This window comes from Mucilaginibacter ginsenosidivorans, assembly GCF_007971025.1.
In the GTDB taxonomy this organism is placed as follows: domain Bacteria; phylum Bacteroidota; class Bacteroidia; order Sphingobacteriales; family Sphingobacteriaceae; genus Mucilaginibacter; species Mucilaginibacter ginsenosidivorans.
The window spans coordinates 129100-152289 of sequence record NZ_CP042436.1 but is presented as its reverse complement, the minus strand read 5'-3'; the positions used below and the strand labels follow the sequence as shown (position 1 = coordinate 152289).

18 protein-coding genes are annotated in these 23190 nt (G+C 46.1%); 12 read left to right on the top strand and 6 right to left on the bottom strand.

Annotated features, from left to right (window positions below):
* Window positions 1-56: 56 nt before the first annotated feature.
* Together FRZ54_RS00660 and FRZ54_RS00655 are read right to left on the bottom strand one after the other, a co-directional pair.
* On the bottom strand, window positions 57-1154 hold the full coding sequence (locus tag FRZ54_RS00660; protein ID WP_147029729.1) for an ATP-grasp domain-containing protein: 1098 nt from the start codon (window positions 1152-1154) through the stop codon (window positions 57-59).
* Window positions 1155-1304: 150 nt separating this feature from the next.
* The gene (locus FRZ54_RS00655) at window positions 1305-2012 is read right to left on the bottom strand and encodes an esterase family protein (protein ID WP_147029728.1); all 708 of its coding nucleotides are present in this window, start codon (window positions 2010-2012) and stop codon (window positions 1305-1307) included.
* A gap of 131 nt (window positions 2013-2143) precedes the next feature.
* Here FRZ54_RS00655 and FRZ54_RS00650 point away from each other — a divergent pair, with 131 nt between their 5' ends.
* Window positions 2144-2959 carry an alpha/beta hydrolase gene (locus tag FRZ54_RS00650; RefSeq protein ID WP_147029727.1) on the top strand — a complete coding sequence of 272 codons (816 nt, stop codon included), beginning with the start codon at window positions 2144-2146 and terminating at the stop codon, window positions 2957-2959.
* Window positions 2960-3301: 342 nt separating this feature from the next.
* Entirely contained in the window at window positions 3302-3535 is a 234-nt protein-coding gene (locus FRZ54_RS00645; RefSeq protein ID WP_147029726.1) for a hypothetical protein, read from the top strand.
* Window positions 3536-3582: 47 nt separating this feature from the next.
* On the opposite strand, the gene FRZ54_RS00640 is transcribed toward FRZ54_RS00645, so the two are convergent.
* A complete protein-coding gene (locus tag FRZ54_RS00640; RefSeq protein WP_147029725.1) occupies window positions 3583-3840 on the bottom strand; it encodes a hypothetical protein in 258 nt (85 codons plus the stop codon).
* A gap of 68 nt (window positions 3841-3908) precedes the next feature.
* Between FRZ54_RS00640 and FRZ54_RS00635 the strand changes: the two genes are divergently transcribed.
* From FRZ54_RS00635 to FRZ54_RS00615, 5 genes are all read left to right on the top strand, one after another.
* Window positions 3909-4391 (top strand): nuclear transport factor 2 family protein, encoded by a 483-nt coding sequence (locus FRZ54_RS00635; protein ID WP_228462591.1) that lies wholly within the window; start codon window positions 3909-3911, stop codon window positions 4389-4391.
* A 377-nt stretch (window positions 4392-4768) separates the two neighbouring features.
* Window positions 4769-6580: a translational GTPase TypA gene (gene typA / locus FRZ54_RS00630; RefSeq protein ID WP_147029724.1), complete on the top strand. Its 1812-nt coding sequence runs from the start codon at window positions 4769-4771 to the stop codon at window positions 6578-6580.
* Window positions 6581-6764: 184 nt separating this feature from the next.
* The gene (locus FRZ54_RS00625) at window positions 6765-8081 is read left to right on the top strand and encodes a flippase (protein ID WP_147029723.1); all 1317 of its coding nucleotides are present in this window, start codon (window positions 6765-6767) and stop codon (window positions 8079-8081) included.
* A 24-nt stretch (window positions 8082-8105) separates the two neighbouring features.
* On the top strand, window positions 8106-8540 hold the full coding sequence (locus tag FRZ54_RS00620) for a hypothetical protein (RefSeq protein WP_147029722.1): 435 nt from the start codon (window positions 8106-8108) through the stop codon (window positions 8538-8540).
* A gap of 92 nt (window positions 8541-8632) precedes the next feature.
* The gene (locus FRZ54_RS00615; RefSeq protein ID WP_147029721.1) at window positions 8633-9733 is read left to right on the top strand and encodes a hypothetical protein; all 1101 of its coding nucleotides are present in this window, start codon (window positions 8633-8635) and stop codon (window positions 9731-9733) included.
* A gap of 2 nt (window positions 9734-9735) precedes the next feature.
* On the opposite strand, the gene FRZ54_RS00610 is transcribed toward FRZ54_RS00615, so the two are convergent.
* Window positions 9736-10422 (bottom strand): FkbM family methyltransferase, encoded by a 687-nt coding sequence (locus FRZ54_RS00610; protein WP_147029720.1) that lies wholly within the window; start codon window positions 10420-10422, stop codon window positions 9736-9738.
* 129 nt (window positions 10423-10551) lie between these two features.
* On the opposite strand from FRZ54_RS00610, the gene FRZ54_RS00605 reads away from it, so the two are divergent.
* From FRZ54_RS00605 to FRZ54_RS00585, 5 genes are all read left to right on the top strand, one after another.
* Window positions 10552-14475, top strand: coding sequence for an Ig-like domain-containing protein (locus FRZ54_RS00605; protein ID WP_147029719.1), 3924 nt, complete (start codon window positions 10552-10554; stop codon window positions 14473-14475).
* Entirely contained in the window at window positions 14472-15464 is a 993-nt protein-coding gene (locus FRZ54_RS00600; RefSeq protein WP_147029718.1) for a PorP/SprF family type IX secretion system membrane protein, read from the top strand. The genes FRZ54_RS00605 and FRZ54_RS00600 overlap by 4 nt, the downstream gene beginning before the upstream one ends.
* Window positions 15465-15475: 11 nt before the next feature.
* Complete coding sequence (locus tag FRZ54_RS00595) at window positions 15476-17410, top strand: OmpA family protein (RefSeq protein WP_187359716.1); 1935 nt, start codon at window positions 15476-15478, stop codon at window positions 17408-17410.
* 66 nt (window positions 17411-17476) lie between these two features.
* On the top strand, window positions 17477-18250 hold the full coding sequence (locus FRZ54_RS00590) for a class I SAM-dependent methyltransferase (RefSeq protein WP_147029716.1): 774 nt from the start codon (window positions 17477-17479) through the stop codon (window positions 18248-18250).
* A 15-nt stretch (window positions 18251-18265) separates the two neighbouring features.
* Complete coding sequence (locus FRZ54_RS00585; protein WP_147029715.1) at window positions 18266-19183, top strand: glycosyltransferase family protein; 918 nt, start codon at window positions 18266-18268, stop codon at window positions 19181-19183.
* Here the strand turns inward: FRZ54_RS00585 and FRZ54_RS00580 are convergent, their stop codons facing one another.
* Both FRZ54_RS00580 and FRZ54_RS00575 read right to left on the bottom strand, forming a co-directional pair.
* Window positions 19184-19930 (bottom strand): class I SAM-dependent methyltransferase, encoded by a 747-nt coding sequence (locus FRZ54_RS00580; protein ID WP_147029714.1) that lies wholly within the window; start codon window positions 19928-19930, stop codon window positions 19184-19186.
* Between the two features lie 69 nt (window positions 19931-19999).
* Window positions 20000-23170, bottom strand: a complete 3171-nt coding sequence (locus FRZ54_RS00575; protein WP_147029713.1) for a S41 family peptidase — start codon at window positions 23168-23170, stop codon at window positions 20000-20002.
* Between the last annotated feature and the right edge of the window lie 20 nt (window positions 23171-23190).

Here is a 23190-nt window from a genome sequence, read left to right as displayed (position 1 = left end):
ATTGGGTTATGGTTTGGTTGCATGGCGATGGGTTAATGGCCCATCGTCTTATAGGTTCATTTTTTTGCTGCCGGTTTCTTAGCCGGGGCTTTTTGGGGTGCTGATTTCTTCACCGTTTCTTCGGCCGAAATGGCATGGTCTATCTTCCCTGTCTCCACATCTTTTTTGCCAGCCTTCTTTTCAATTTTTTTCTCCGATGATAGCAAATCTTCTTTAGCCGCACCCGTTCGCACAAATTCGCCCCAGGTAAGGTTGTCCTGTCCGTACTTTTGTTTTTTGGCACGCTCGATGGCATAGTCGGCGGCTGTTTCCACCACCCAGTCAAAATTCTCCTGCCCCACGCTGGTTACCTCGGCATCTGGGGCCGGGTTACAAAAATCGATAGCATAAGGAACACCATTGCGGATGGCAAATTCAACCGTATTAAAATCATAGCCTAAATATTTGTTCAGCTTGATGACATAGTTTTTAACCGTTTCCAGCAATTTCTTTTCAGCAGGCGCTTTACCATGCTCGTAACGCAGGTGGTGCGGGTTGCGCGGTTCGTACTGCATAATGCGCACGTGCTTGCCGCCTATGCAATAGCAGCGGAAGTAATCATCAAAAATTATCTCTTCCTGTAGCATCATTACGTATTGTTTGGTCTGGTCGTATTTGGGCCAAAGGTCATCCAGGCTGTCTATCTTATAAACCTCTTTCCAGCCCCCGCCGTCAAACGGTTTCATATAAGCCGGGAACCCGACATAATTGAATATCCCGTCCCAATCCAGCGGGTAGGCCAGGTTGCGGAACGATTGCGACGTGGTATCGTCGGGCAGGTCCTTTGATGGCAGTATAACCGTTTTAGGCACGGGCACACCTATCTTAACGGCCAGGGCATTGTTGAAGAACTTTTCATCGGCGCTCCACCAAAAAGGGTTATTGATAACCGCTGTACCGCAAATAGCAGCATTCTTCAGCATGGCGCGATAGAAGGGCACATCCTGCGATATACGGTCGATAATAACCGAATAGCCCTGCGATTCGGCCTGCATCACCTTATCGATGTGTACAAACTCAGCCGATATGTCTTTTTCCCCTTTTTGATTGATGCGGTCGACAAATGCGTGGGGGAATGAATTTTCCTGTCCGAATAAGATGCCTATTTTTTTCATAGTATGTTCTGGTTAAATGTTAGTTTCCAAATGGTGTCCGTCCGTTATTTTGTGACACTCTTATGTGACAGCCCCAACCTCACGTCTATTTGATAAAGCCTGATCCTAAAAAAACAGCCTGTCTCAAATCTCATATCTCACGTCTCATAGCTATTTAATCGTACTTAAATAATGCGGGAACATCGCCCGCCACATGGGCCAGTCGTGTTCGCCAATGCCGCGTATGTCCAGCCAATGGTTAATGTTTTTCTGCCCTAAAATGTTTGACAAGTGATCGTTATCCCAGCGGCAGATATCATGTTCGGCTGCGCCCAGGATGATGTTCATGTGCCACAGCTCGGGCCGGTTGCTGCCGGGCAGGTAGTCCATCGGGTTGTTGTAAAAAACATCGTCGGTGTAAACGCCGTCCATAAACTGTTTCACATCAAATGCCCCGCTCATACTGAACATATGCCCAACCCGGTCGGGATGTTTTAGTGCGAAGTTGGCCGCGTGGTAACCTCCAAAGCTGCAACCGGCGGTGGCTACTTTGCTTACGCCGGTTTCGTGCATGGCCCAGGGCGCCAGTTCCTCGTATAGCATCTTGTCGTAAAAATTATAGTTGCGGGCACGCTCGGCAGGGTGTACGCCTTTATTGTACCACGTGAGCCAGTCGAAGCTTTCTGGGCAAAATATCTTTACCAGGCCCTCGTTCACAAACCATTCCACCGCCTGTATAAGTCCTTCGTCCTTATTCTGAAAATATCGCCCCTGCGAGGTCGGGAATAAAATAACGGGATAGCCGCGGTCGCCAAACACCAGCATCTCCACATCCAAACCTAAATTATGCGAATACCATTTGTGATACTGTTCTGTCAAAGCCTGCGGATTTTATGTATGTAAGTTAAATGCTTTGATTTAAAAAGACAACAATCTGTCAATTTATTCAACAAATTCAGTTTAAGTAAACGTATAAGTTTATTTTTGCCCCCTTGTAAGATTTTTGTGCGATGTATTTGAACTGGAATGTGAGCGAAATGACCGTTACCCAAAACGAATTAACTATTGAATCGGAGTTCCTGAAAAGGGATGTTACCATAACTTTACTGCTGCCCGACGGCCGTGAAGCAGCGGAGCCGATGAGCCTGCTTTTGCTGAATGACGGGCAGGAGACCACCGCCCTGCAACTAAGCGAAACGCTGGAGAATTTGTACGAGAGCGGCGCACTGAAACCGGTGGCCGTGGCCGCCATACATTGTGGTAACGACCGGCTGCAGGAATACGGCATTGCCGGTAAACCCGACTATAAGCAGCGCGGCGCCAAAGCCCGGGTTTATACCAAATTTATTACTGAAGAACTTTTGCCTGCTATAAAAAAAGAAACGGGCATCGATGATTTTGAGGCTACCGCTTTCGCGGGATTTTCGTTAGGTGGGCTTTCGGCTATGGATATTGCCTGGAACAACGCTGCGCTGTTTGATAAGGTGGGGGTGTTTTCCGGCTCGTTCTGGTGGCGAAGTAAGGAACTGGGTAAGGGCTACACCGATGCCGACCGTATTATGCACCAAAGCATTCGCGATAGCAAAGGAAAACGCGCTTTGAAATTCTGGCTGCAAACCGGCACCAAAGATGAAGCCGCCGACCGCAATAAAAACGGTATTATCGATTCCATCGACGATACCATTGATGTGATCAAAGAACTGGAAGCCAAAGGCTATACCCGCCCGGCTGATATCCAATACCTCGAAATTGTTGGGGGCACTCATAGCGTAGCAACCTGGGCCCTCGCAATGCCGAAATTTTTGGTATGGGCGTTTGGCAGGTAAAGGCTGGTCATTAGGCATCGGGCGTGCCCCTCGTACCCTGCCCGCCGGCAGGCAGGCTCGGGTCAGGCTTTCCGTTTATACGCCTGCAAGGCCTTAGCCACCTGGCAGGTATGCACTTCAATCCTTCACGCAAAGGGGCGATTAATTATTGTTTCTCCGTCCGTCCGTCCGTTACCGGTGTGACAGTAGTGTACCAATAATGGACAACTTGCGGCACTACGGGAGCAAATTCCTTATCAGTGGTACGTACGTCCGGTAGGGTGATAACCCTAAACGGTACGGACGGAACACTGATGCTGCGTGGTTATGGCAATGTGGTGAATGTAGCAGTATAAATGTCTGATGACAGTTAACCTTAGCAGCTTTTGCAATTTTTTACAGCAGCTTAAACTTTCTTCGCGAAGCGATAGAAAATACCTCCCCTATAACCATCTATACTATCTGATGATCCTGACTTTCTTTCGAAGGAAAGCCATGCATATTATATTTTGTGTGGTGTCCGTCCGGTACGGAGTGGTACAAGGTAACGGACGGACGGACGAAGCGGCTGTAAAGCGCCAGGCATTACAAATATAAAGATAAAATTTTATAAATAAAGAATAATTTGTTTTGACTACTGCAATTTATTGAAAGCCAACCATATCTTTTTCCGGGTAGGCTTGTTCCGTTCTTAACAGGGTGAAACAGTTGTTCCGGAGTGTTTTATAAAAGTGTAACACAATAACGGACGGACACCAGCATACCGTCACCCCGTCATTGCCAGCCTGTCCGGCAGGCATTGTTACACCCGGACGGACGGACAAATGACTGGCACAGTTCAGAGATTGCTTCTTCGCTACGCTCATCGCCTGCCTGCAGGCCAGGAACGGAACAAAACGCATCACCTTTGTAACGTCGTTTTCATTTGCTGCGTCAAAACATTAACATTACGACTTTAAAAACGGGAAATATGAAAATATTTAAACATGCACCACTTTTAGCTTTGCTCATCACTATGGCCGTGTCGTCGTCGGCATTGGCCCAAAGCCAGGATGCCTATACTTATAAAATAAGCGACCAAAAACTTTACAACGCCATTGTGCACATGGACAGTGTTTATTTTAACGCCTACAATACCTGTGATATGGCCACACAGGCAGCGATCTATTCGGATAGCATTGAGTTTTACCACGATAAAGGCGGCCTGATGACCTCGAAAAAAGACCTTCTAAAGGCCCTTAAAGACAATATCTGCGGTAAAGTAACGCGGGTGCTGGTTCCGGGCAGTATCGAGGTGTACCCCATAGGCACCTGGGGCGCGGTAGAGATCGGTCTGCACCGGTTCATCAATCACGTGGAAAGCGAGACGCCATCCAAGCCCGACAAATTTATCGTTATCTGGCGGTTCAGGGATAATAAATGGCAGATAACGCGAGTTGTTAGCTTACATTAGGAATTAGGGATTGGTCATTGGGGATTGGTAGATCGGTCCGCCCCATAAATAGGACGGCAATGAATTTACAGGTTTCATTGCCGTTGGCTTCAGCCAACGGAATAGGAATTGCAGCAAAGTGGATTTAGCCAAAATCGGCTTCTTCCGGTAGTGTTCCACTTACCTGTTCCACAAAATAAAGAACGGAACAAACGGACAAAAAGGTATCAGCCATTTGTCATTAGGCATTGCAACCCGACGACCTAACCCCCAAATGCCCAATGACGGAAACCACCTCAATGTTACCGCAAAATCATTTCTCGGCTAATACTTTACGCTTTCTTCCATATCCCATTAATTAAGCGTACCTTTGCGCCAAATTTAGAGGCGGCATTTTCATGCAAAAAATAAGAAATATAGCGATCATCGCTCACGTCGACCACGGGAAAACTACCCTGGTTGATAAGATATTACACAGCTGTGCCATTTTCCGTGAAGGACAAGACACTGGTGACCTGATATTGGATAACAACGACCTGGAGCGCGAACGTGGTATAACCATCGTATCGAAAAACGTTTCGGTTATGTATAAAGATGTTAAGATCAACATCATAGATACCCCTGGTCACGCCGACTTTGGCGGCGAGGTAGAGCGCGTATTGAAAATGGCCGATGGTGTATTGCTGCTTTGCGATGCCTTTGAAGGCGCCATGCCGCAAACACGTTTTGTTACCCAAAAGGCATTGTCGCTTGGTTTGAAACCCATTGTGGTTGTAAACAAGGTTGACAAGGAAAACTGCCGTCCTGAAGAAGTTTACGAACAGATATTTGAATTATTCTTCAACCTTGAAGCTACTGAAGATCAACTGGATTTTGAAGTGATCTACGGTTCGTCGAAACAAGGCTGGATGAGCACCGACTGGAAGAAACCGACGGACAACATATTCCCGCTGATGGATGCTATTTTAGCAAACATACCACCGGCGCCAGTCGCCGAAGGTACTTTGCAGATGCAGATAACCTCGCTGGATTATTCTTCGTTCGTGGGCCGTATCGCTATCGGTCGTGTTGCACGCGGCACCATTAAGGAAAATATGCCGGTATCGCTGGTGAAGCGCGATGGCAAAATCCAGAAATCAAGAATAAAAGAGCTTTACACTTTCGAAGGTTTGGGCAAGGTTAAAGTATCCGAAGTAAAATCGGGTGATATATGTGCCGTGGTTGGTATTGAAGGTTTTGACATTGGCGATACCATTGCCGATTTTGAGAACCCGGAACAACTGGCAGTTATCAAAATTGACGAGCCGACGATGAACATGCTGTTCACCATCAACACCTCGCCATTTTTTGGTAAGGAAGGCAAGTTTGTAACCTCGCGCCATTTACGCGACAGGCTGTACAAAGAGATGGAGAAAAACCTGGCGCTGAAGGTTGTTGAGACCGAGTCGCCGGATTCGTACCTGGTGTATGGTCGTGGTATTCTCCATTTATCTGTTTTGATAGAGACCATGCGCCGCGAGGGGTACGAGTTACAGGTGGGCCAGCCGCAGGTTATCATCAAGGAAATTGACGGCGTGAAATGCGAACCGGTGGAAACATTGATCGTTGACGTACCGGGCGACGTTGCAGGTAAGGTGATCGAGCTGGTAACCCAACGCAAAGGTGATTTGTTGGTAATGGAGCCAAAAGGCGACTTACAGCACCTGGAGTTTGATATTCCTGCACGCGGTATCATCGGCTTGCGTAACAACGTATTAACCGCTACCGGCGGCGAGGCTATTATGGCGCACCGTTTTAAGGCTTATGAGCCATGGAAAGGTACTATCCCTGGTCGTTTGAATGGTGTTTTGGTATCTATGGATACCGGTAAAACTACCGCCTTTGCTATTGACAAATTGCAGGACAGGGGCCGTTTCTTTATCGACCCGGGTGTGGATATTTATGAAGGACAGGTTTTGGGCGAGCATATCCGTGATAATGACCTGGTGATCAACCTGACCAAAGGCAAGCAACTGACCAACATGCGTGCATCTGGCAGCGATACCAACGTGCGTATCGCTCCGGCTATCAAGTTCTCGTTGGAAGAGTCGATGGAATATATCCAGGCTGACGAATACATCGAGGTTACCCCGGTTAGTATCCGTATGCGCAAGATATTCCTGAATGAGAATGACCGTAAGGTGAACGCGAAGAAGTTTGTGAACCAGTAAGTGGTTACAGTGATTAGTTAACCGGTGAACGGTTAATTGGTCATCAGAATACAGGAGCCAGGAAGATTTTCCTGGCTTTTTTGTTGATGGGTGTTCTATTGAACTGTTACAAAATAAAGAACGGAACAACACAGGAGTCCATGAACCATCGACCAACACACTTTTTTATATCTTTACCCAAACTATGCGCATACCTAATATCCCCGGATTCGACCAGGAAGCATTCGACAAGTATTTCAAAAATACGGGGATGCTGTTTGTCGGCAGGGTTGGGAGTTTGCTCATCAAAATGATAGTCGGCATCAGTGTCGCCAACTACCTGGGCAGGGGGCAAAACGGTATCCTTTTTGGTGGTACCGTTTACATCTATTTCTTTTCGGCTATAGCCACTCTTGGCCTCGACCAATTCATAGTAAAAGAGTTACATGCTTTTCCCGAAAACCGGGACAGAATATTAGGTACGTCCTTTTGGATGAAGGTACTTGCCGGTATTCTATGTGTTCCGCTGATGTGGCTGGCATACCAGGTATACCCTGCAAAAGGCACCCCCTATAGCTATGTTTTTATCTTTTCCATGATCGGCATAGTCCAGGCCTTTACGGTTATTGATTCCTATTTCCAGTCGCAGGTACAATCAAAATACATCATGCAGGTGCAGGTTGGAGGTAACTTGTTGTCAGCAGCGATCAAACTCGTTTTGATCTTTAGCAAAATGCCATTGATCTGGTTTGTATACGCCTATGCCTTTGATTTTTTGCTGATATCGATAGGCTATTACTTCACTTATCAGCGTAAGGGACGCGACGTGTTTAAGTGGTCGTATAACTCGCAGCTCGCAAAAAAACTGCTTAATTATTCGTGGCCGCTTATCATATCCGGCATCATGATATCCTTGTTTATGAAGATCGACCAGATCATGATCCAGAACATGAAGGGGGTAAAGGAAGCCGGGGCCTATGCAACCGTAGCTTCTTTAAGCGAAGCCTGGAATTTTGTACCTGTCGTTATCGTGACATCTTTATTTCCGGCCATTCTTAATGCAAAGCGCGATGATGCCGGCCGTTACCGAAAGCGTATCCAGCATTTGTACGACCTGATGGTTTACCTGAGTGTGCCGGTTGCTGTGGTGATAACATTTGCATCGCCGCTAATCTATAAATTATACAAGCCCGAATTTGCCTATGCCGCCCCCGTATTGTCTGTACATATATGGTCGGGGATATTTGTGTTCCTTGGTGCCGCAAGCGGGCAATACCTTATCGCGGAAAATTATAATAAGTTAACATTCATCCGAACAGGCTTTGGTGCAGTAGTAAATATCGGGCTTAACCTGATACTGATACCTAAAATGGGCATGATGGGAGCAGCCATAGCTACATTGGCGGCTTATGGCGGATCGACGATGTTCCTGGTATTTATTCCCAAAGTAAATGACCAGGCAATTATGATGCTTCGGTCCTTATTTTTAATATCACTATTCAAAAAGCTTCTGAAGAAATAATAGCTAATCATCCAATAAACCCAAATGAGAAACCGGTTATCACGCTCACTTTTATTTGCGGTCTCTATATTGGCCATTAGTGCATGCAGAAACAGTAGTAAGTCGCCATGTTTTGATGTAAAACGAGTGGAGAAGCGATGGACGAATGCCTATATCCTGGTGCAGCATTTCGATCGCGACAACAAGGTCACCAACTCCTATTATCTTCACCCGGTTGGTAGTTTTACTTTAAAGAATGATGGAACCTATAGCGTTATCAGTGACGATGTGCCGCTGGAGGGCATGTGGCACCTTAATTACCAGGATTGTACGATAACGTTAGATAAGGGGAATACAGATAGCAGGACGTTCGCTGTAGAAAAGCTTTCAGATGATTCGCTGATTATTTCAAGAACAGATACTGCCAATCGTGTTATTTATGGACAGCATTATGTTAAGGAGAGCAGGGACGGACAATAATAGCACAGCAGCCGGGTTTTTATTTTGAAACTTTTTTAAGTAAACAGAAAAAAAATATTATACCTTTACATCATTAACCTAGACTTTTAGTGATGAAAAGAACCCTACTCTACACAATTTTAGCGATCTTCTGCACAAGCTCATTTTATAGCTGTAAGAAAGTAGAACCTTTAACGGACGTTCAAAAATGCCCTCATGCTACTGACGGCCTTATTATAAAAAAATGGGCCAGTGTAGTTACCCAGGTAGATAAATACAATGCCGGCGGCACGATAGAATCAACCACCTACGCTCACCCGGTCGGCTTTCTCCAAATAAAAAGTGGCGGAGCATATTCGGCCATAAGCGATGGATTATCCGTTACCGGAAAATGGTCGATAGACGATAAATGCAACCTCGCGCTGGATGCGGGCGGCGAATTAGGTGTCACCTTCGATATCGTTAAACTTGATGCCGATTCACTGGTGATCAGCCAAAAATCCGGCTCGTCGGTAATTACCCAAAAATTCAAGTCTTATTCCTGTGTTTACCAGCCTTATATTGCCAAGAAATGGGCTAATGCTTATACGCAGATCGACACCTATGATTCGGATGGAGTTACACTTTCGGGGACATCTACTATACATCCCGTAGGTTTCTTCCAGTTGAGCAGCGATGGTACTTACCGGGTTTTAAGTGATAATGTGCCGCTAAACGGTTCATGGATAGCAAACGAAGATTATTGCCAGATAACATTGGATAGCGCTACCTCATTGCAGCGTACGTTTGATATTTTAAAAGCTAACAATGACTCATTGGTCATCAGGCGCAAAGCAGGCAATATCATTTATACGCAGCACTATTCAGCCGTAACCTGTCCGTCGCTGACCGAACTTGAGCAAACCTGGGATAACGTGAATATACGGACAGACTACGTGTCCGGTGGTGTTATTTCCGGAACAGAATATATTTTTCCGGTGGGGATATTTCGCCTGAATGCTGATGGTACCTATAACGTCGATAGCAATGGAACACCGTTAAATGGCGCATGGCAACTACTTGATGAGGCACACGGTTGTCCGCTGGTACTGGATAATGGGGCTCCGCTGCAACGATCATTTGACGTATTAAAAATAACCACGGACTCATTAACGATATGGAGGCTTGACGCTGTTGCAGGCGCTGCGTACACGCAAACCTATAAAAAAGAATAGCTTTAAGAAATCAGCTTGAAGAACAGGGTCCGGAATGTTTTAGCGACTAACTGGTACCCCTGTTCTTTTAAGTAGTTGTATACCTCCGATTCTGCCAGATTTTCAAAATCTATCCGGTCCTCGGCCATAACGTAAGACGGTTTGAATTTTGCCCAATTGTTTGATTTAAGAACTACAAGGTCGAGGCCTTCAACATCGATCGTGAGGAAATCGATCTTTTGCCCGGCAGGTAAATACTTATCCAGCACATCCGCCAGGGGATAAGTTTCCACATCGACTTCTTCGATAATATGATAAGGATTGGAAGCGCTATCTATTTCTTTTGAGTGTTCTTTCGAAAATCCGTTTAATGCCGGTTCGTTAAAACAATAGAAGGTTAGTTTATCTTTTTTGTCACTAATTCCGATATTCAGGTTGATGTCCTTTCGCCTGAAAATATTAAATAGCCTGATGGCTCCGGGAGTAGGTTCTATATTAATGCCGCGCCATCCGTTCTGATAAAAAAAAAGGGTGTTCGAGTAGCGGTAGGGATGATGGGCGCCCACATCTACAAAAAAACCTTTGTAGTTTTTCATTCCTTCAAAAAATGACCTTATCACCATATCTTCACCTTCCTGGGAGTAAGATTTCAACGAGGTGAACTGGTCTATAGGAAAATGTTTTAGAATGAATTTTTTCAGATTGAACATTCGGCTAAAGTAGCAATAATTACAAAAAATCTGTAAACGCCACATTTAGCTTTTTGGAAGAAACGTTATAATAATTTCCGGATAATAGTTAATTTAGGGATTAATAATATATTTGGGCAACCTGTTGCAATGATAAAACGCATTACTAAACCTTTTCTGATCATCGTGCTTTTTATTGTCCTGCCTTTTGCGGGATTTTGCCAGTTGCCTGTTCCGCAGTGGGTTAATGATATCGGAGGAGCCGGGGACAGTAAACCCACCGGGTTAATAACAGATAATCAAAACAATATTTATGTTACCGGCTACTTTAGCAACACGGTAGATTTCGATCCATCTGCGGGTGTGAAAAATCTAACCTCTGTTGGCGGGTATGACATTTATGTAGCCAAATATAAACCCGATGGCTCACTGGTTTGGGCCGTTTCGATGGGGGGTAACGGCCTCGACCAGGTTAATAATATGACTGTCGATCCTAATGGGAACCCGACAATTACGGGGCAATTTCAGTCCAATGTTCTTACTGCGGGCGCTTTCAATTTAATAGGGCAGGGGGCCGAGGATATGTTCGTTATCCATTTGGATACCAACGGTAATATTATTTGGGCGAACTCTTTCGGCGCCAGCGGAACTGACAGGGGCGAACAGGTATCGGCAGATGCACAGGGTAATGTGACAACCACCTCAATTTTCCAATACACAGTTACTGTTGGCGGTACAAATTATACTGCAGCCGGCGGCCAGTTTAATGGGTTGATGGTGAAATATGACATCAACGGTAACGTGCTATGGGCCGTTAACCTGGGAACATCGGGGGACACCGAAGTATACGGTAATGGAACGGATAGCAATGGCAACATAGTTGTTTCGGGGTACTATGATGGTACGGTTGATTTCGACCCTTTGGGGGCGCATACCACGTTAAACGCAGGTGGGGCTGGCAAGGGTTTTGTCGCTAAGTATTCGCCTGCCGGTAAACTGATTTGGGTAAATTCCATCGACGGGACATTTGTGAACAATGGGTCGATCATCAGTATCGATTCGAATAATGATGTTTACCTGGCTGCATCGATTAATTTTCAGATCAAGTTTGGCGCCACGACACTAACTCCAATTGGCGTACAGGACGTTTTTATAGCTAAATATTCGTCGGCCGGCACGTTCCAGTTTGTAAAAGATATGGGGGGAAATGGGTTCAACGGCAGCGCTTTTGCTTACCAGCTCCGGAACGACCCCAATAATAATGACATTTATATAACAGGCTATTTTAGCGGCACAATTGATTTCGACCCGTCCGCCGCTGTTGCCAATGTAAGCGATCACGGGCAGCGCGATTTTTTTGTAGGGAGGTATGATTCCAATGGTAACTATCAATGGGCCTTTGGAGCTGGTAGCGCTAATTGTAACCTTTCGTTAGGCATCGAACTGGGTGTGGATAAGAATAGCAACGTTATCGCCGGCGGCTCTTTCTGTTCGACAGTGAATTTCGATCCCTCAAACTGTACATCCAAGCCGGTAACAGCGATCAACTTTCAGTCCGATACTTACATTGCCAAATACACGCCGACATCGTCGCCGGTTATTACCAACAACGTGCTCACGGCACCATCGCCTGCTATTTTTTGTGGTAACACTGATCCTGCGCCGCTTACAGCCAGCACGCCAACCGGCGGTAGCGGCATTTATACTTATCAGTGGCAAAACTCTGCGGATGGTACCACATTTGCAGATATTAGCGGTGCGACCTCGCTTACTTATGACCCACCCGCCCTAAATGCGACCATCTATTACCGCCGTATTGTGTCCAGCCCCTGCGCCGTGCCAAATACAAGCAACATGATCAGTATACAAATACAGCCGGCGCTTGCAAATAATGCAATAACGGCACCAGCTATTGTGTCCTTTTGTGCAAGTGGCGATCCAGCGATAATTACAGGCGTAGCCGCAACCGGGGGCAACGGCACATATTCGTATCAATGGCAAAGCTCCGCAGACGGTACTATTTTTACAGATATCGCTGGCGCTACATCCCTAAGCTACGATCCTGCGGCGATTTCAGCGACTACCTACTATCGCCGGACGGTGACTTCAGGAGCGTGTATTGTACCCGCTGCAAGTAATATTGTGCAATTTACGGTGCAGCCGCCCCTGGCCAATAATACCCTTGACGCACAGCCTGTAAATACCTTTTGCGGACAATACGCCGGCCCTTCAGGTGGCGCGGGAACTTACGACCTAACGGGCAGTACACCTTCGGGAGGTGATGGTACCTATACGTATCAGTGGCAGAGTTCAACTGACAATGTCGCTTTTACGAGTATAACGGGAGCTACATCAAACGACCTCATCCTGCCCAAAACAACGATCACTACCTGGTATCGCCGTTTGGTGACATCGGGCAACTGCGCCGTTCCTTTGCCAAGCAATGCGTTGAAAATAACGATAGAGCCCGTTTTGACGAACAATAATATAACCGCTCCGGCAGTGATCGCTTTCTGTGGTACCGGTAACCCGGCGGTGATCACCGGTAGTTTAACAACCGGGGGAAATGGCACTCCTGTTTATCAATGGCAAAGTTCGGCAGACAACGTAACATTTACAGATATTCCGGCTGCAACCGGTAAAGATTATGACCCGCCAGTACTAAACACGACGACCTATTATCGCCGGACAGTTACTTCCGGGTCGTGCACAACACCTTTAATAAGCGGCGTGATTACCATCCAGGTAACAGCAAGCCCCGCTACGCCTGTGCCAACTGCTGCAACTGTAAATATTTGTGCAGGTAATACTGCGACGTTGTCTGTATCCACGCCGCAAGTGGGAATTACTTATGACTGGTACGATTCGCCTTCCAAAACAACACATTTATTTACAGGCTCAACCTATACAACGGTGGCGTTAAATGCCAGCCAAACTTTTTATGTTGAGGCAACTAACAGTGTGCTATGTACCAGTCCGGCTTTGGCAAGTGTACAGGTGAATGTAACAAGCCCGCCTGCATCGCCATCGGTTGTAAGTAATTCTGTTGTGGTATGCAGTGGCTCATCAGCTACGCTGAGTGTTTCGAATCCACAGGGTGGACTTACTTACAATTGGTATGCGGCGCAAACTGGCGGAAGTGCTGTATTTACCGGAACCGATTTTATTACCCCGTCGGTGTCGTCAAATACGATCTATTACGCCGAAGCCGCTAATAATGGCGGTTGTGTTTCGGCAAGCCGTACACCGGTAACTATCACAGTTAACCCCTTGCCCCAGGTATCAGCGCAGGGTACCTCCGTTTGCCCCGGCACAACAGCTACGCTAACGGCAAGCAGTACGGACAATAATGCCGCGATCAACTGGTACTCAAATGCCACAGGCGGGAGCCCAATTTTTACGGGTTCCTCCTTCACTACGCCCGCATTAAACTCGGCAACTACTTATTATGCGGAAGCTGCTGATAATTTGACGGGTTGCGTCTCAGCAACGCGTACGATTGTGCAGGTGCAGATATTACAGCCGTTAAATACGCCGGATGTAACGGTAAGCGCCACTACAGCGTCAAGCGTTACTTTCCAATGGTCCGCCGTAAACGGCGCCACCGGCTACAAGGTAAGCACGGACAACGGGCAAACATTTACCGATCCAAGTTCGGGAAGCAATGGACTCACACATACAGTTTCCGGCCTGCAGGCGCAGCAGACCGTTACTATTGTGATAACTGCAATTGGCAATTCACCCTGCCAGCAAAGCGCAAATTCGGTAGCGGTAACCGGGACGGCAGCCAGCCCGCTTGGCGACCAGATATTCGTACCCAATGCGTTTACGCCTAATGCAGATGGGAAAAATGATGTTTTATATGTACGCGGCCCCAATATCAGGAGTGTGAAATTCTATGTATATGATCAATGGGGCGAATTGATTTATTCGTCCCTGAACCCTGATAGCGGGTGGGATGGCACTTACAAAGGGTCGAAAGAACCGGTGGGGGTGTATGTGTATTATGTTGAGGCCACTATGAATGATGGCCAACAGGTGAAAAAGAAGGGATCAGTTACTTTATTACGGTGAGAAAGTTAATAGTAAGCATATCGATACTATTGGTTGCGGCCAATATGGTGAAAGCGCAGGTCGACCCGCATTTCTCGCAATATTACGCCTATCCCCTGTGGCTCAACCCGGCTTTGACAGGTGTTATTGATGGTGATATGCGGCTAAATCTGAATGCTAAGGAACAATGGTCCGGCATCGGCAGCGGCTACAAGACCGGTGGAGTGTCGATGGACTTTTTGCCAACCGAGAAACTTGGCCTGGGATTAAATATCATGAATCAGGCTGCCGGTAATGCCGGTTATAATTACTTCGCCGCCTATGGCTCTTTGGGCTACGGCATATCGGTCTCGGAAGATGGGATGAAGAAACTGCACTTCGGTTTGCAGGCCGGAATTATCAACCGGGGTTTTGACCCCAATAAACTCCAGTTGGACGATCAGTATAACCCTATCACAGGCTATGATCCGAATGCTCCGAGCTTTGAAAATTTTGCAACAACCAATGCGACCGTATTTGATGCAAGCGTAGGAGCTTTCTATTACGATAGCGACCCCGATCATAACGCAAACTTGTTTGGTGGTGTAAGCGTTGCACATCTTACACAGCCTAAAGACCCGTTCGCTGTAGAAGGATTGAGCAGCAAGTTGCCGCTGCGTTACGTAGTACATGGCGGCGTTCGGCTTAAGGCCGGAGACCAGCTTGACATTACCCCGCACTTTATTTACATGAGCCAAAAGAATAACCAGGTTAAAGCGCTCGGGATATATTCGGAGCTCAAGGCAGATGATGACAGGGGGCTTATCCTCGGCGGTATGTACCGGTTGAACGACGCTTTTGTGGCAGATGTAGGCTACCATGTGAACAGCCTCATTATTGGCGTTAGTTATGATTTTAACACCTCCGGGCTACGGGCGGCTTCAAGTGGTCAAGGTGGTTTTGAATTATCGGTAAGCTATGTTTTTCATAAACGTATTAAAGGACCGGCACCTGTATGCCCGAGGTTTTAAACAGGATGAAAATGAAGAATTTTTGCCTCCTTCTTTTTTCGTTTTTCTTACTTGATACGGCTTTTGCTCAGTATAAGGACATAAGGGCCAGGGCTGAAAAGGAATTTGATAATAAGAATTATTCGCAGGCTGCTTACTATTTCGATCAACTGGCTACCGGAAAGCTAACCGGGCAAAAAAGGATACCCTTTTACTCACACGGAAATACATCAAAGGATAACATCAGCAGTGAACATCTATATATCTGTTATCAACTCGCCGAATCATACCGTTTGTACCAGGATTATGGTAAAGCTGAAAAATGGTATGATACCGTGGTCAGTAATAGAGATGCGGCCGCCTATCCCTTAGCAAAATTGTGGTATGGCGTGTGCTTGCGCGCTAATCAGCGGTTTGACGAGGCAATAATGCAGCTTCAGCAGTTTACCTCCGGCTATAAAGGTGAGCGAACTTATAACGAACTGGCTGCAAAGGAAATAACGACTTGTTATTTTGCTAAACAGCAATATATAGCATCGCTACCGGTTGAGATTAAAAAAATGCCTGCTCCATGGAATGTGGACGGCGGAAATTATGCTTTAACCAGGAACGGAGCCGATTTTTGGTTTACTTCGACACGGGACAACAATCAAAACTTAAATCATATCTATTTCGCCAATAATTCGGCTAACCCGCTCATGCTGAGTTTTGCCGGGAATGAACAGGTAAAGGATATGCATTACAGTACACCATCGTATGATGCGCTGCATAAAAGAATGTACCTGGCCGGTTGGTATAAGGATGGGGGCAAGATCGTGGCATCAATATATTGTACGACCCAGGGGGACAACGGCTGGTCGGCACTTCAAAAACTGAATAATATAGTAAATGCAGACGGCTCGAATGCAATTCAGCCATTTGTAACCGCCGATGGGAAACATTTGTTCTTTGCTTCGGACAGAGTCGGGGGCGAAGGCGGTTTTGATATATGGTCAAGTAACCTTGATGCTGATGGTAATCCGACGGACGCAGTTAATGCCGGTAAAACGGTCAACACTTCGGACGATGATGAAGCACCTTTCTATGATCAGAAAAGTAAACGCCTTGTATATAGTTCTAAGGGGTTCACTGGTTTGGGGGGATTTGACTTTTTCGAAAGCTATAATAGGGAGGGTCAATGGTCCGCGCCGCACAACCTGGGATACCCTGCCAATTCATCAAAAGATGATTTATATTATTTTGCCGACCCGGATAACGACCATCAATTCTATTTCAGTTCGGACCGGGAATCGGAATGTTGCCTTAACTTATTCACACTGCGCTACAGATCGATGACTATAGCAGGAAATCTGTCTGATTGCGACTCATCCAAATCAATATCCGGTGTTAAAGTAAGTTTGCTTGATTCTATTTCCGGCAGACCGGTAGGCGTAACAACCACCGGCGCTTCGGGTAATTATTCCTTCACCACAGCCGCCATACCTGCTTATAAACTCGTATTTGAAAAGACAGGATACTTTACGAAAAGCGTATTCCTTGCTTTGAGCGCAAGAAAAGACACGCTTCTCACGGTAAATTCCTGCCTTAAAGGATATGTTGTTGAAAAGCCAATAGCGATCAAAAACATATTGTATGATTTTGATAAAGCAACGCTACGGCCTGAATCGGTAAAAGCGCTTGACGACATCGTCGGGATCATGAATGATAACCCGGCTATTAAGATTGAATTAAGCTCGCATACTGATTCAATTGGATCTGGTGTCTATAACCTTGAGCTGTCGCAAAATCGGGCCCAGTCCTGTGTAGATTATATTATTTCTAAAGGAATCTCTAAGGAACGGATAACCGCAAAGGGCTATGGCAAAACCAGGCCGCTCGTGCCAAATTCATTCCCCGATGGACGGGACAACCCTGGTAACAGGCAACTCAATCGCCGAACGGAATTTACCGTCCTCAGGAAAAAATAATAAACGCCTAATTTCGATTTATCAACAAAGCCAAAATCTTGTGCTATAATTTTATCTTCGCACAATATGCAGCAACAGATCGTAACAGATAGCGTCAAAACAGCTTATGATGTTTTTTACCAGGAGCATGATGAAGCCTGGCGCATGCTTGGCGCCAAATACAAGGCGCAGCATATTGTCGATGTATGCAAAGGTCATACTTTCAACAAAGTTCTTGAAGTGGGTGCCGGTGACGGCAGTATTTTGAAGCTTTTGGCCGAACAGGATTTTGCGCGCGAATATGATGCGGTGGAGATATCCGAAAGCGGCGTGGAGCATATCAAAGCCAGGAATATACCAGGGCTGAGATCGGTACAGGTATTCGACGGCTATCATTTGCCCTTTGGGGACGAGAGTTTCGACCTGATCATCCTGTCGCATGTGCTAGAACATGTGGAGCATGAACGGCTGCTGTTGCGCGAGTTAAAACGGGTAGCCAAATATTGTGTTATCGAAGTTCCGCGGGATTATAAGGCGGATGTCGATAAAAAAATAAAACATTTTCTGGCTTACGGACATATTAATGTTTACACGCCAACTTCGCTGCGCTATTTGCTGAAGACAGAAGGTTTTGATATTGTATCGGACCTGACATCGATGATAGAGCCCGAAGTGACCAGGTTTAATACCTACGTGAATCAAAAGAAACCAAAGAGTTTGATCACCGATCTGAAGATCAGTATCGAGTACAATATAAAAAAAGGATTGATCGCGTTTTCCGGCAAGAAAAAAAACGAGGAGATGGCCAATGCGTACACGGTGCTTTGTAAAAAGGCTGATCAGCAACCCGAAATATTTTGATCTTTTTCTATTTCTATGCAAAACCTGGCCCCGATAGCCCTTTTTGTTTACAACCGACCCGAGCATACGCGGCGGACGATAAGCTACCTCCAAAAGAACCTTTTTGCAGACGAGTCGCGGCTGTTCATTTTTTCGGATGGCCCGAAAACCGAAGCTGACAGGGTGAAAGTTGAACAGGTACGCCAATTGCTTAAAGAAGTGTCAGGGTTTAAATCGGTTAAGGTAGAAGAACGGAAAGAGAATCTTGGCCTGGCCAATTCTGTCATTGCAGGTGTCACTAAACTAGTGAACGAATATGATAAAGTGATCGTTTTTGAGGATGACCTGCTGTCGTCGCCTTATACTTTACAGTATTTCAATGAATCGCTGAGCCGCTATGCAAAGGAAGAAAAGGTGATGCATGTTGGCGCTTACATGTACAATCTGCCATCAAAACAATTGCCCGAGACCTTCTTTTACCGGGCTGCCACCAGCTGGGGCTGGGCCACTTGGGCAAGGGCCTGGAAGGATTTTGAGCCGGACGTAGATAAGCTGATCAGCCAGTTCGACAGGCAAAAGACACACCAGTTTTCTATTGAAGGCAACATGAATTTCTGGAAGCAGATGGAACAGTTTAAGGCAGGTAAAAATAATTCGTGGGCCATACGCTGGTATGCTTCCATTTTCCTGAAAAATGGCCTTACGCTAAATCCTTCGCATTCACTTGTACACAACATCGGGCACGATGGCAGCGGCGTACACTCCAATAACGAAAGAACTTACCAGGTGCAGATAGCCCGGCAACCCGTCACCCAATTCCCGGCGGAGATAAAAGAGAATGCGCAGGCCTACCAGGCCATAAAGCAATTCCTGTCGAAACGTAAAGGCAATTTCATCCAAAGAGGGATACGTTTTATGAAGCAGCTGCAAGCCAAATACCTGGTTAAAAAATAGCTATTTTATTGCTTTAACTACGATATAAGGCGAAAGTCCCTTGCTTTCGACGGGCACTATCTTGGTAGCCATCTTACCAGTAAGCCACAATAGCTTTAGAAACGCCTTAGCCAAACCTGATTGCTCCGCCATATTTTCCAGCCAGATGGAGAACTTGCCATAATAATAAGCCTCAACGTTTTTCAACCCCAGCTCTTTGCAATAGCCTGCAAGTAACTGCGGGTTCATGCTGCTGATATTATGCTTTTCGTAGTTACCCATATCATATTTACGCTGCACCCAGCCGTTTACCCCCGTGAAATTAGGAAGCGTGATCAATAATGTCCCGCCGGGTTTGAGAAAGGTGAGGTGCCGTGCAATGATATCTTTGGTGTCGTTAAAATGCTCTATCAAACCGCATGAAAGCACCAGGTCATAAGTCTCATTGGCTTCGTATTTGAACAGATCGCCTTCAATAACAGCGATATCTTTCTCAGTAAGATCGTTCGCGGTTAATACTTCTTTCAAAACCTTTTGATGTACATAGAAATCAAAAAGCGTTGTTTTTAGCCCGAGATATTTTTTGAGGAATATGGCATAATAACCGGGAAAACCACCCAATTCAATCGCAGTTTCAACTTTGTTTTCAGTTACTACCTGTTTCAGCAGCTTATGAAAAGTGTAGTTGGCAGGTACCGGGAAGGCCAGGCCCTTTTTTGATTCCCAGTAATTGGCCCAGAATGCCTTATCCGTAAGTTCGTTACCCATTTATGGATGCAAAGAAAAGAAAATATTAGGTAGAGACGCAAAATTTTGCGCCTCTACCAATAAGGGAGATTATTTCAATTGTTTGGAAATTTCTTCTATTGCCCTGTCCAGTTGCGGATCTTTGTTTTCAAGCCTGTCTGTAAAGCTGGTTCTTACATCGATGTCGGGTGTAACGCCGGTCTTTTCAATGTCCTTACCATCGAGCGTAAAACAGCCCCAGGCAGGTATGCGATAGAACGAGCCATCAACCAAACCTTTACCACTCGTAAAGATGATCCAGCGGTAAGTTTCGGTGCCAATGATCTTGCCAAGTTTTAATTGCTTAAAACCGGCCGCCGTCATCTCGCCGTCGCTAAGGGTCTGCTCGTTTACCAGCAGTATGATAGGCTTGGCAGCCGGCGAAAAGTTTGGCTGCTGCGTTTTTTGCCCGCCGCGGTATTGCCATTGCAGATATGGACGCTGCGATAAAAATTGCAGCACGGCGTCGTGTACATTACCGCCGGTATTGTAGCGGAGGTCGAGGATCAGGGCATCTTTCTTGTAAGCGTAATCTACCATGTCTTCCAGGAAGGTTTCGAGCGCACCACCACCCATGTTTTTCATATACACATAAGCGATGCGGTCCTTACTTTTTTCTTCGACAATTTTCTTATTGTTTTCAATCCAGTTATCGTACAGGTCGCCCGAGAAGTCCCCGCTTGGTTCAGGGTGGACTTTTAAGGCGATATCCTTGCCGTCGCGTGTAAAGGTCAGTTCCAGTTCCTTATCCAGTGATGGTTTAGAGAAATAGTAATTCCTATCCTGTTTTTCATCTACAGCAACACCGTCGACGGCTTTCAGGCGATCGCCGGGCTTAATGTTGACATCCACTTTATCAGCATTTGTATTTTTCAGCACAGAATCCACTTTGTAAGGATCGTCATTATTAAATACGATGCCGGTTTCCATACTGTGGTAACGCAGGGTCCTGGCTTCCTCACCGCCGTTCGAGTAAAAGCCCTGGTGCGACGAATTAAGTTCTCCCAGCATATCATTCAGCAGCAGCCGCAGGTCCGCGCGATTGTTGAGGTAAGGCAGGTAAGCGGCGTACTGGTCGTGCATTTTTTTCCAATCAGTGCCGTGAAAATCGCCGTCATAATAATTTTCCTCCAGCCCGGCCCAGGCTTCGTCAAACATTTGCTTAAACTCGCCGGCCAAATTCCTGTCAAATTTATAGCTCATTTCTATCCGCTCTGTCTTGTTGTTATCCAGGTTAAGCGTGTAAATGTTGCCCGAACCTAATACGTAATATTTATCACCTGCTACTGCAATATCGTAGCCCGGAATATCACTGCCAACCTTTTCCGTCTTGTTTTCCTCAAATGGCTGTATGGTGGTATGGTATAGCGCCCATTTTCCTTCGGCGTGGTTAGACATATAAAGCACATGCGTTTTATCGCCTTTCTGTATCACATAAGGCGACCGCTGGCTACCAAAGTTTGGACTTATGCGTTCCAGCCGCTTCATCAGGTCTTCCGTATTGATAACGATCTCGGCTGGCGGTTTTGGTGTCGGCGCTTCGGCTTTCTTGCTATCCTTCTTTTTGTCCTTTGTTTTATTATCGGTCGAATCCTTTTTGGTTTCTTTAAACAGCTCGTTGAATTTATTCAGCCTGAATTCGTCATCAAACTTTTGAAGTGGCATGCGGTAAATATGGGCATCCCTGGAACCATAAGGGTATTCGGGTTGTGTGCGCGATGTAGTAAAGTAAATGTATTTTCCGTCCGGCGACCAGAAAGGCTCGGCTTCCGTAACACCGCTATTCGTCAGGTTCATCGTCTTGCCCGTCTTAATATTGCAGATGAAGATATCCTGTTCGAAATTGCGGTGCGCATTAAATACCACGTACTCACCATTTGGTGAAATATATGGCGACGCGTCCTGGAAGCCCCAAACTTCGTCTTTTGCAATGGTTTTGCCGGTAAGATCTTTCAGGTCTATCAGCCGTACCTCCTCGCGTCCGCTAAGGTATACACCTTGTGTGCGGGCTTTGTTGGTTGTCAGCTGCCGGTTATTTTGTTTGTCGGAAGTTATCTGCTTTTCCTTTCCGGTTCCATCGGCCGCTACAGTATACCAGTTGAAATAACCGCCCAGGGTTTGATTGAATATCAATGACTTGTTATCGGCCAGCCATTTAACCTCGGATACCCGTTCGCTGTTGCCGCGTTCGATCTTACGAATAAACTTACCTTCAACGTCGCTTACAAAAAGTTCGCCCCGCGAAACAAAAGCCAGTTTTTTACCATCGGGCGAAACATCCATCGCCTCTATTTTGCCTTTTACGTCATATTCCTGCTCTTTGGGCAACACATCGTTTCGGAATATACTGAAATTCAGTTTTTGCGTTTGCTTTGATGCAACATTGTAAACATATAGCTGGTAATCCTTTTCAAACACCACCCTTTCACCATTGGCGCTTACAAACGGTCGCTTGATGGAGGTTGGGAATTGCGTCAAAGCCGTTTTCTTACCGTCGACGAAAGTGTAAAGATTGTATTCTTCATTAGCCTCGTCGGATACAAAGTAGATATTGCCTTTCTGGTCCAATGTCGCCCAAAAATCCTTGCCCTCCCATGTGGTATATTGCTTATAAGTTTTGGTTTTTGGATTGTAGGATTGTATATCGGGGTTGTATGCTCCTTTATAACGCTTGCGGTTAGCAAACAGGTAGCTTTCCCATGTACTGCTGAAAAACAATTCGCCGCTGGTTGGATGTTCAAAAACGCCGTGTATAGTATTAAAATAGTTGCCAAACAAGCGGGTTGGCGTACCACCGGTAATGCCAACTTTATACTCGCTGAAGCTGTTGTAACGGTTGGAAGTGAAATAAATTGATTTTGAATCCCAGCTCCACGAATCTACCTGGTCATTGGCATCGTGAAAAGTCAATTGCTTGATCTCGCCACCGGCCAGCGGCATCAGGTACACATCGTTATTGCCGAATTGATTGGATGAAAACGCCAGCCATTTGCCATCGGGCGAAACCCTTGGTGATGTCTCCTCCCCCTGCATGGCGGTAAGCCTTGAGGCTACCGGGTTGCCGATCTCTGCTTTCCACAGGTCGCCCTCATAGCTGAATATGACAGTTTTGCCGTCGGGCGTAAGCGTTGGGTACGAGGTAAAGTAAGTTTCCTGGCTTTGAGCCGTAACGAGGTTGCCGAAGAGAATAATTGTGAAAAAGGACAGGTATAGTTTTTTCATATCACTTGAAAATTATTTGA

Bases quoted from the DNA above. Each gene is read 5' to 3' on its own strand.
- FRZ54_RS00640 (WP_147029725.1), bottom strand. From the start codon at position 3,840: ATGCGTTTTGTTCCGTTCCTGGCCTGCAGGCAGGCGATGAGCGTAGCG.
- typA (WP_147029724.1), top strand. From the start codon at position 4,769: ATGCAAAAAATAAGAAATATAGCGATCATCGCTCACGTCGACCACGGG.
- FRZ54_RS00650 (WP_147029727.1), top strand. From the start codon at position 2,144: ATGTATTTGAACTGGAATGTGAGCGAAATGACCGTTACCCAAAACGAA.
- FRZ54_RS00645 (WP_147029726.1), top strand. From the start codon at position 3,302: ATGACAGTTAACCTTAGCAGCTTTTGCAATTTTTTACAGCAGCTTAAA.
- FRZ54_RS00595 (WP_187359716.1), top strand. From the start codon at position 15,476: ATGAAGAATTTTTGCCTCCTTCTTTTTTCGTTTTTCTTACTTGATACG.
- FRZ54_RS00625 (WP_147029723.1), top strand. From the start codon at position 6,765: ATGCGCATACCTAATATCCCCGGATTCGACCAGGAAGCATTCGACAAG.
- FRZ54_RS00605 (WP_147029719.1), top strand. From the start codon at position 10,552: ATGATAAAACGCATTACTAAACCTTTTCTGATCATCGTGCTTTTTATT.
- FRZ54_RS00580 (WP_147029714.1), bottom strand. From the start codon at position 19,930: ATGGGTAACGAACTTACGGATAAGGCATTCTGGGCCAATTACTGGGAA.
- FRZ54_RS00615 (WP_147029721.1), top strand. From the start codon at position 8,633: ATGAAAAGAACCCTACTCTACACAATTTTAGCGATCTTCTGCACAAGC.
- FRZ54_RS00635 (WP_228462591.1), top strand. From the start codon at position 3,909: ATGAAAATATTTAAACATGCACCACTTTTAGCTTTGCTCATCACTATG.
- FRZ54_RS00585 (WP_147029715.1), top strand. From the start codon at position 18,266: ATGCAAAACCTGGCCCCGATAGCCCTTTTTGTTTACAACCGACCCGAG.
- FRZ54_RS00660 (WP_147029729.1), bottom strand. From the start codon at position 1,154: ATGAAAAAAATAGGCATCTTATTCGGACAGGAAAATTCATTCCCCCAC.
- FRZ54_RS00620 (WP_147029722.1), top strand. From the start codon at position 8,106: ATGAGAAACCGGTTATCACGCTCACTTTTATTTGCGGTCTCTATATTG.
- FRZ54_RS00575 (WP_147029713.1), bottom strand. From the start codon at position 23,170: ATGAAAAAACTATACCTGTCCTTTTTCACAATTATTCTCTTCGGCAAC.
- FRZ54_RS00590 (WP_147029716.1), top strand. From the start codon at position 17,477: ATGCAGCAACAGATCGTAACAGATAGCGTCAAAACAGCTTATGATGTT.
- FRZ54_RS00610 (WP_147029720.1), bottom strand. From the start codon at position 10,422: ATGTTCAATCTGAAAAAATTCATTCTAAAACATTTTCCTATAGACCAG.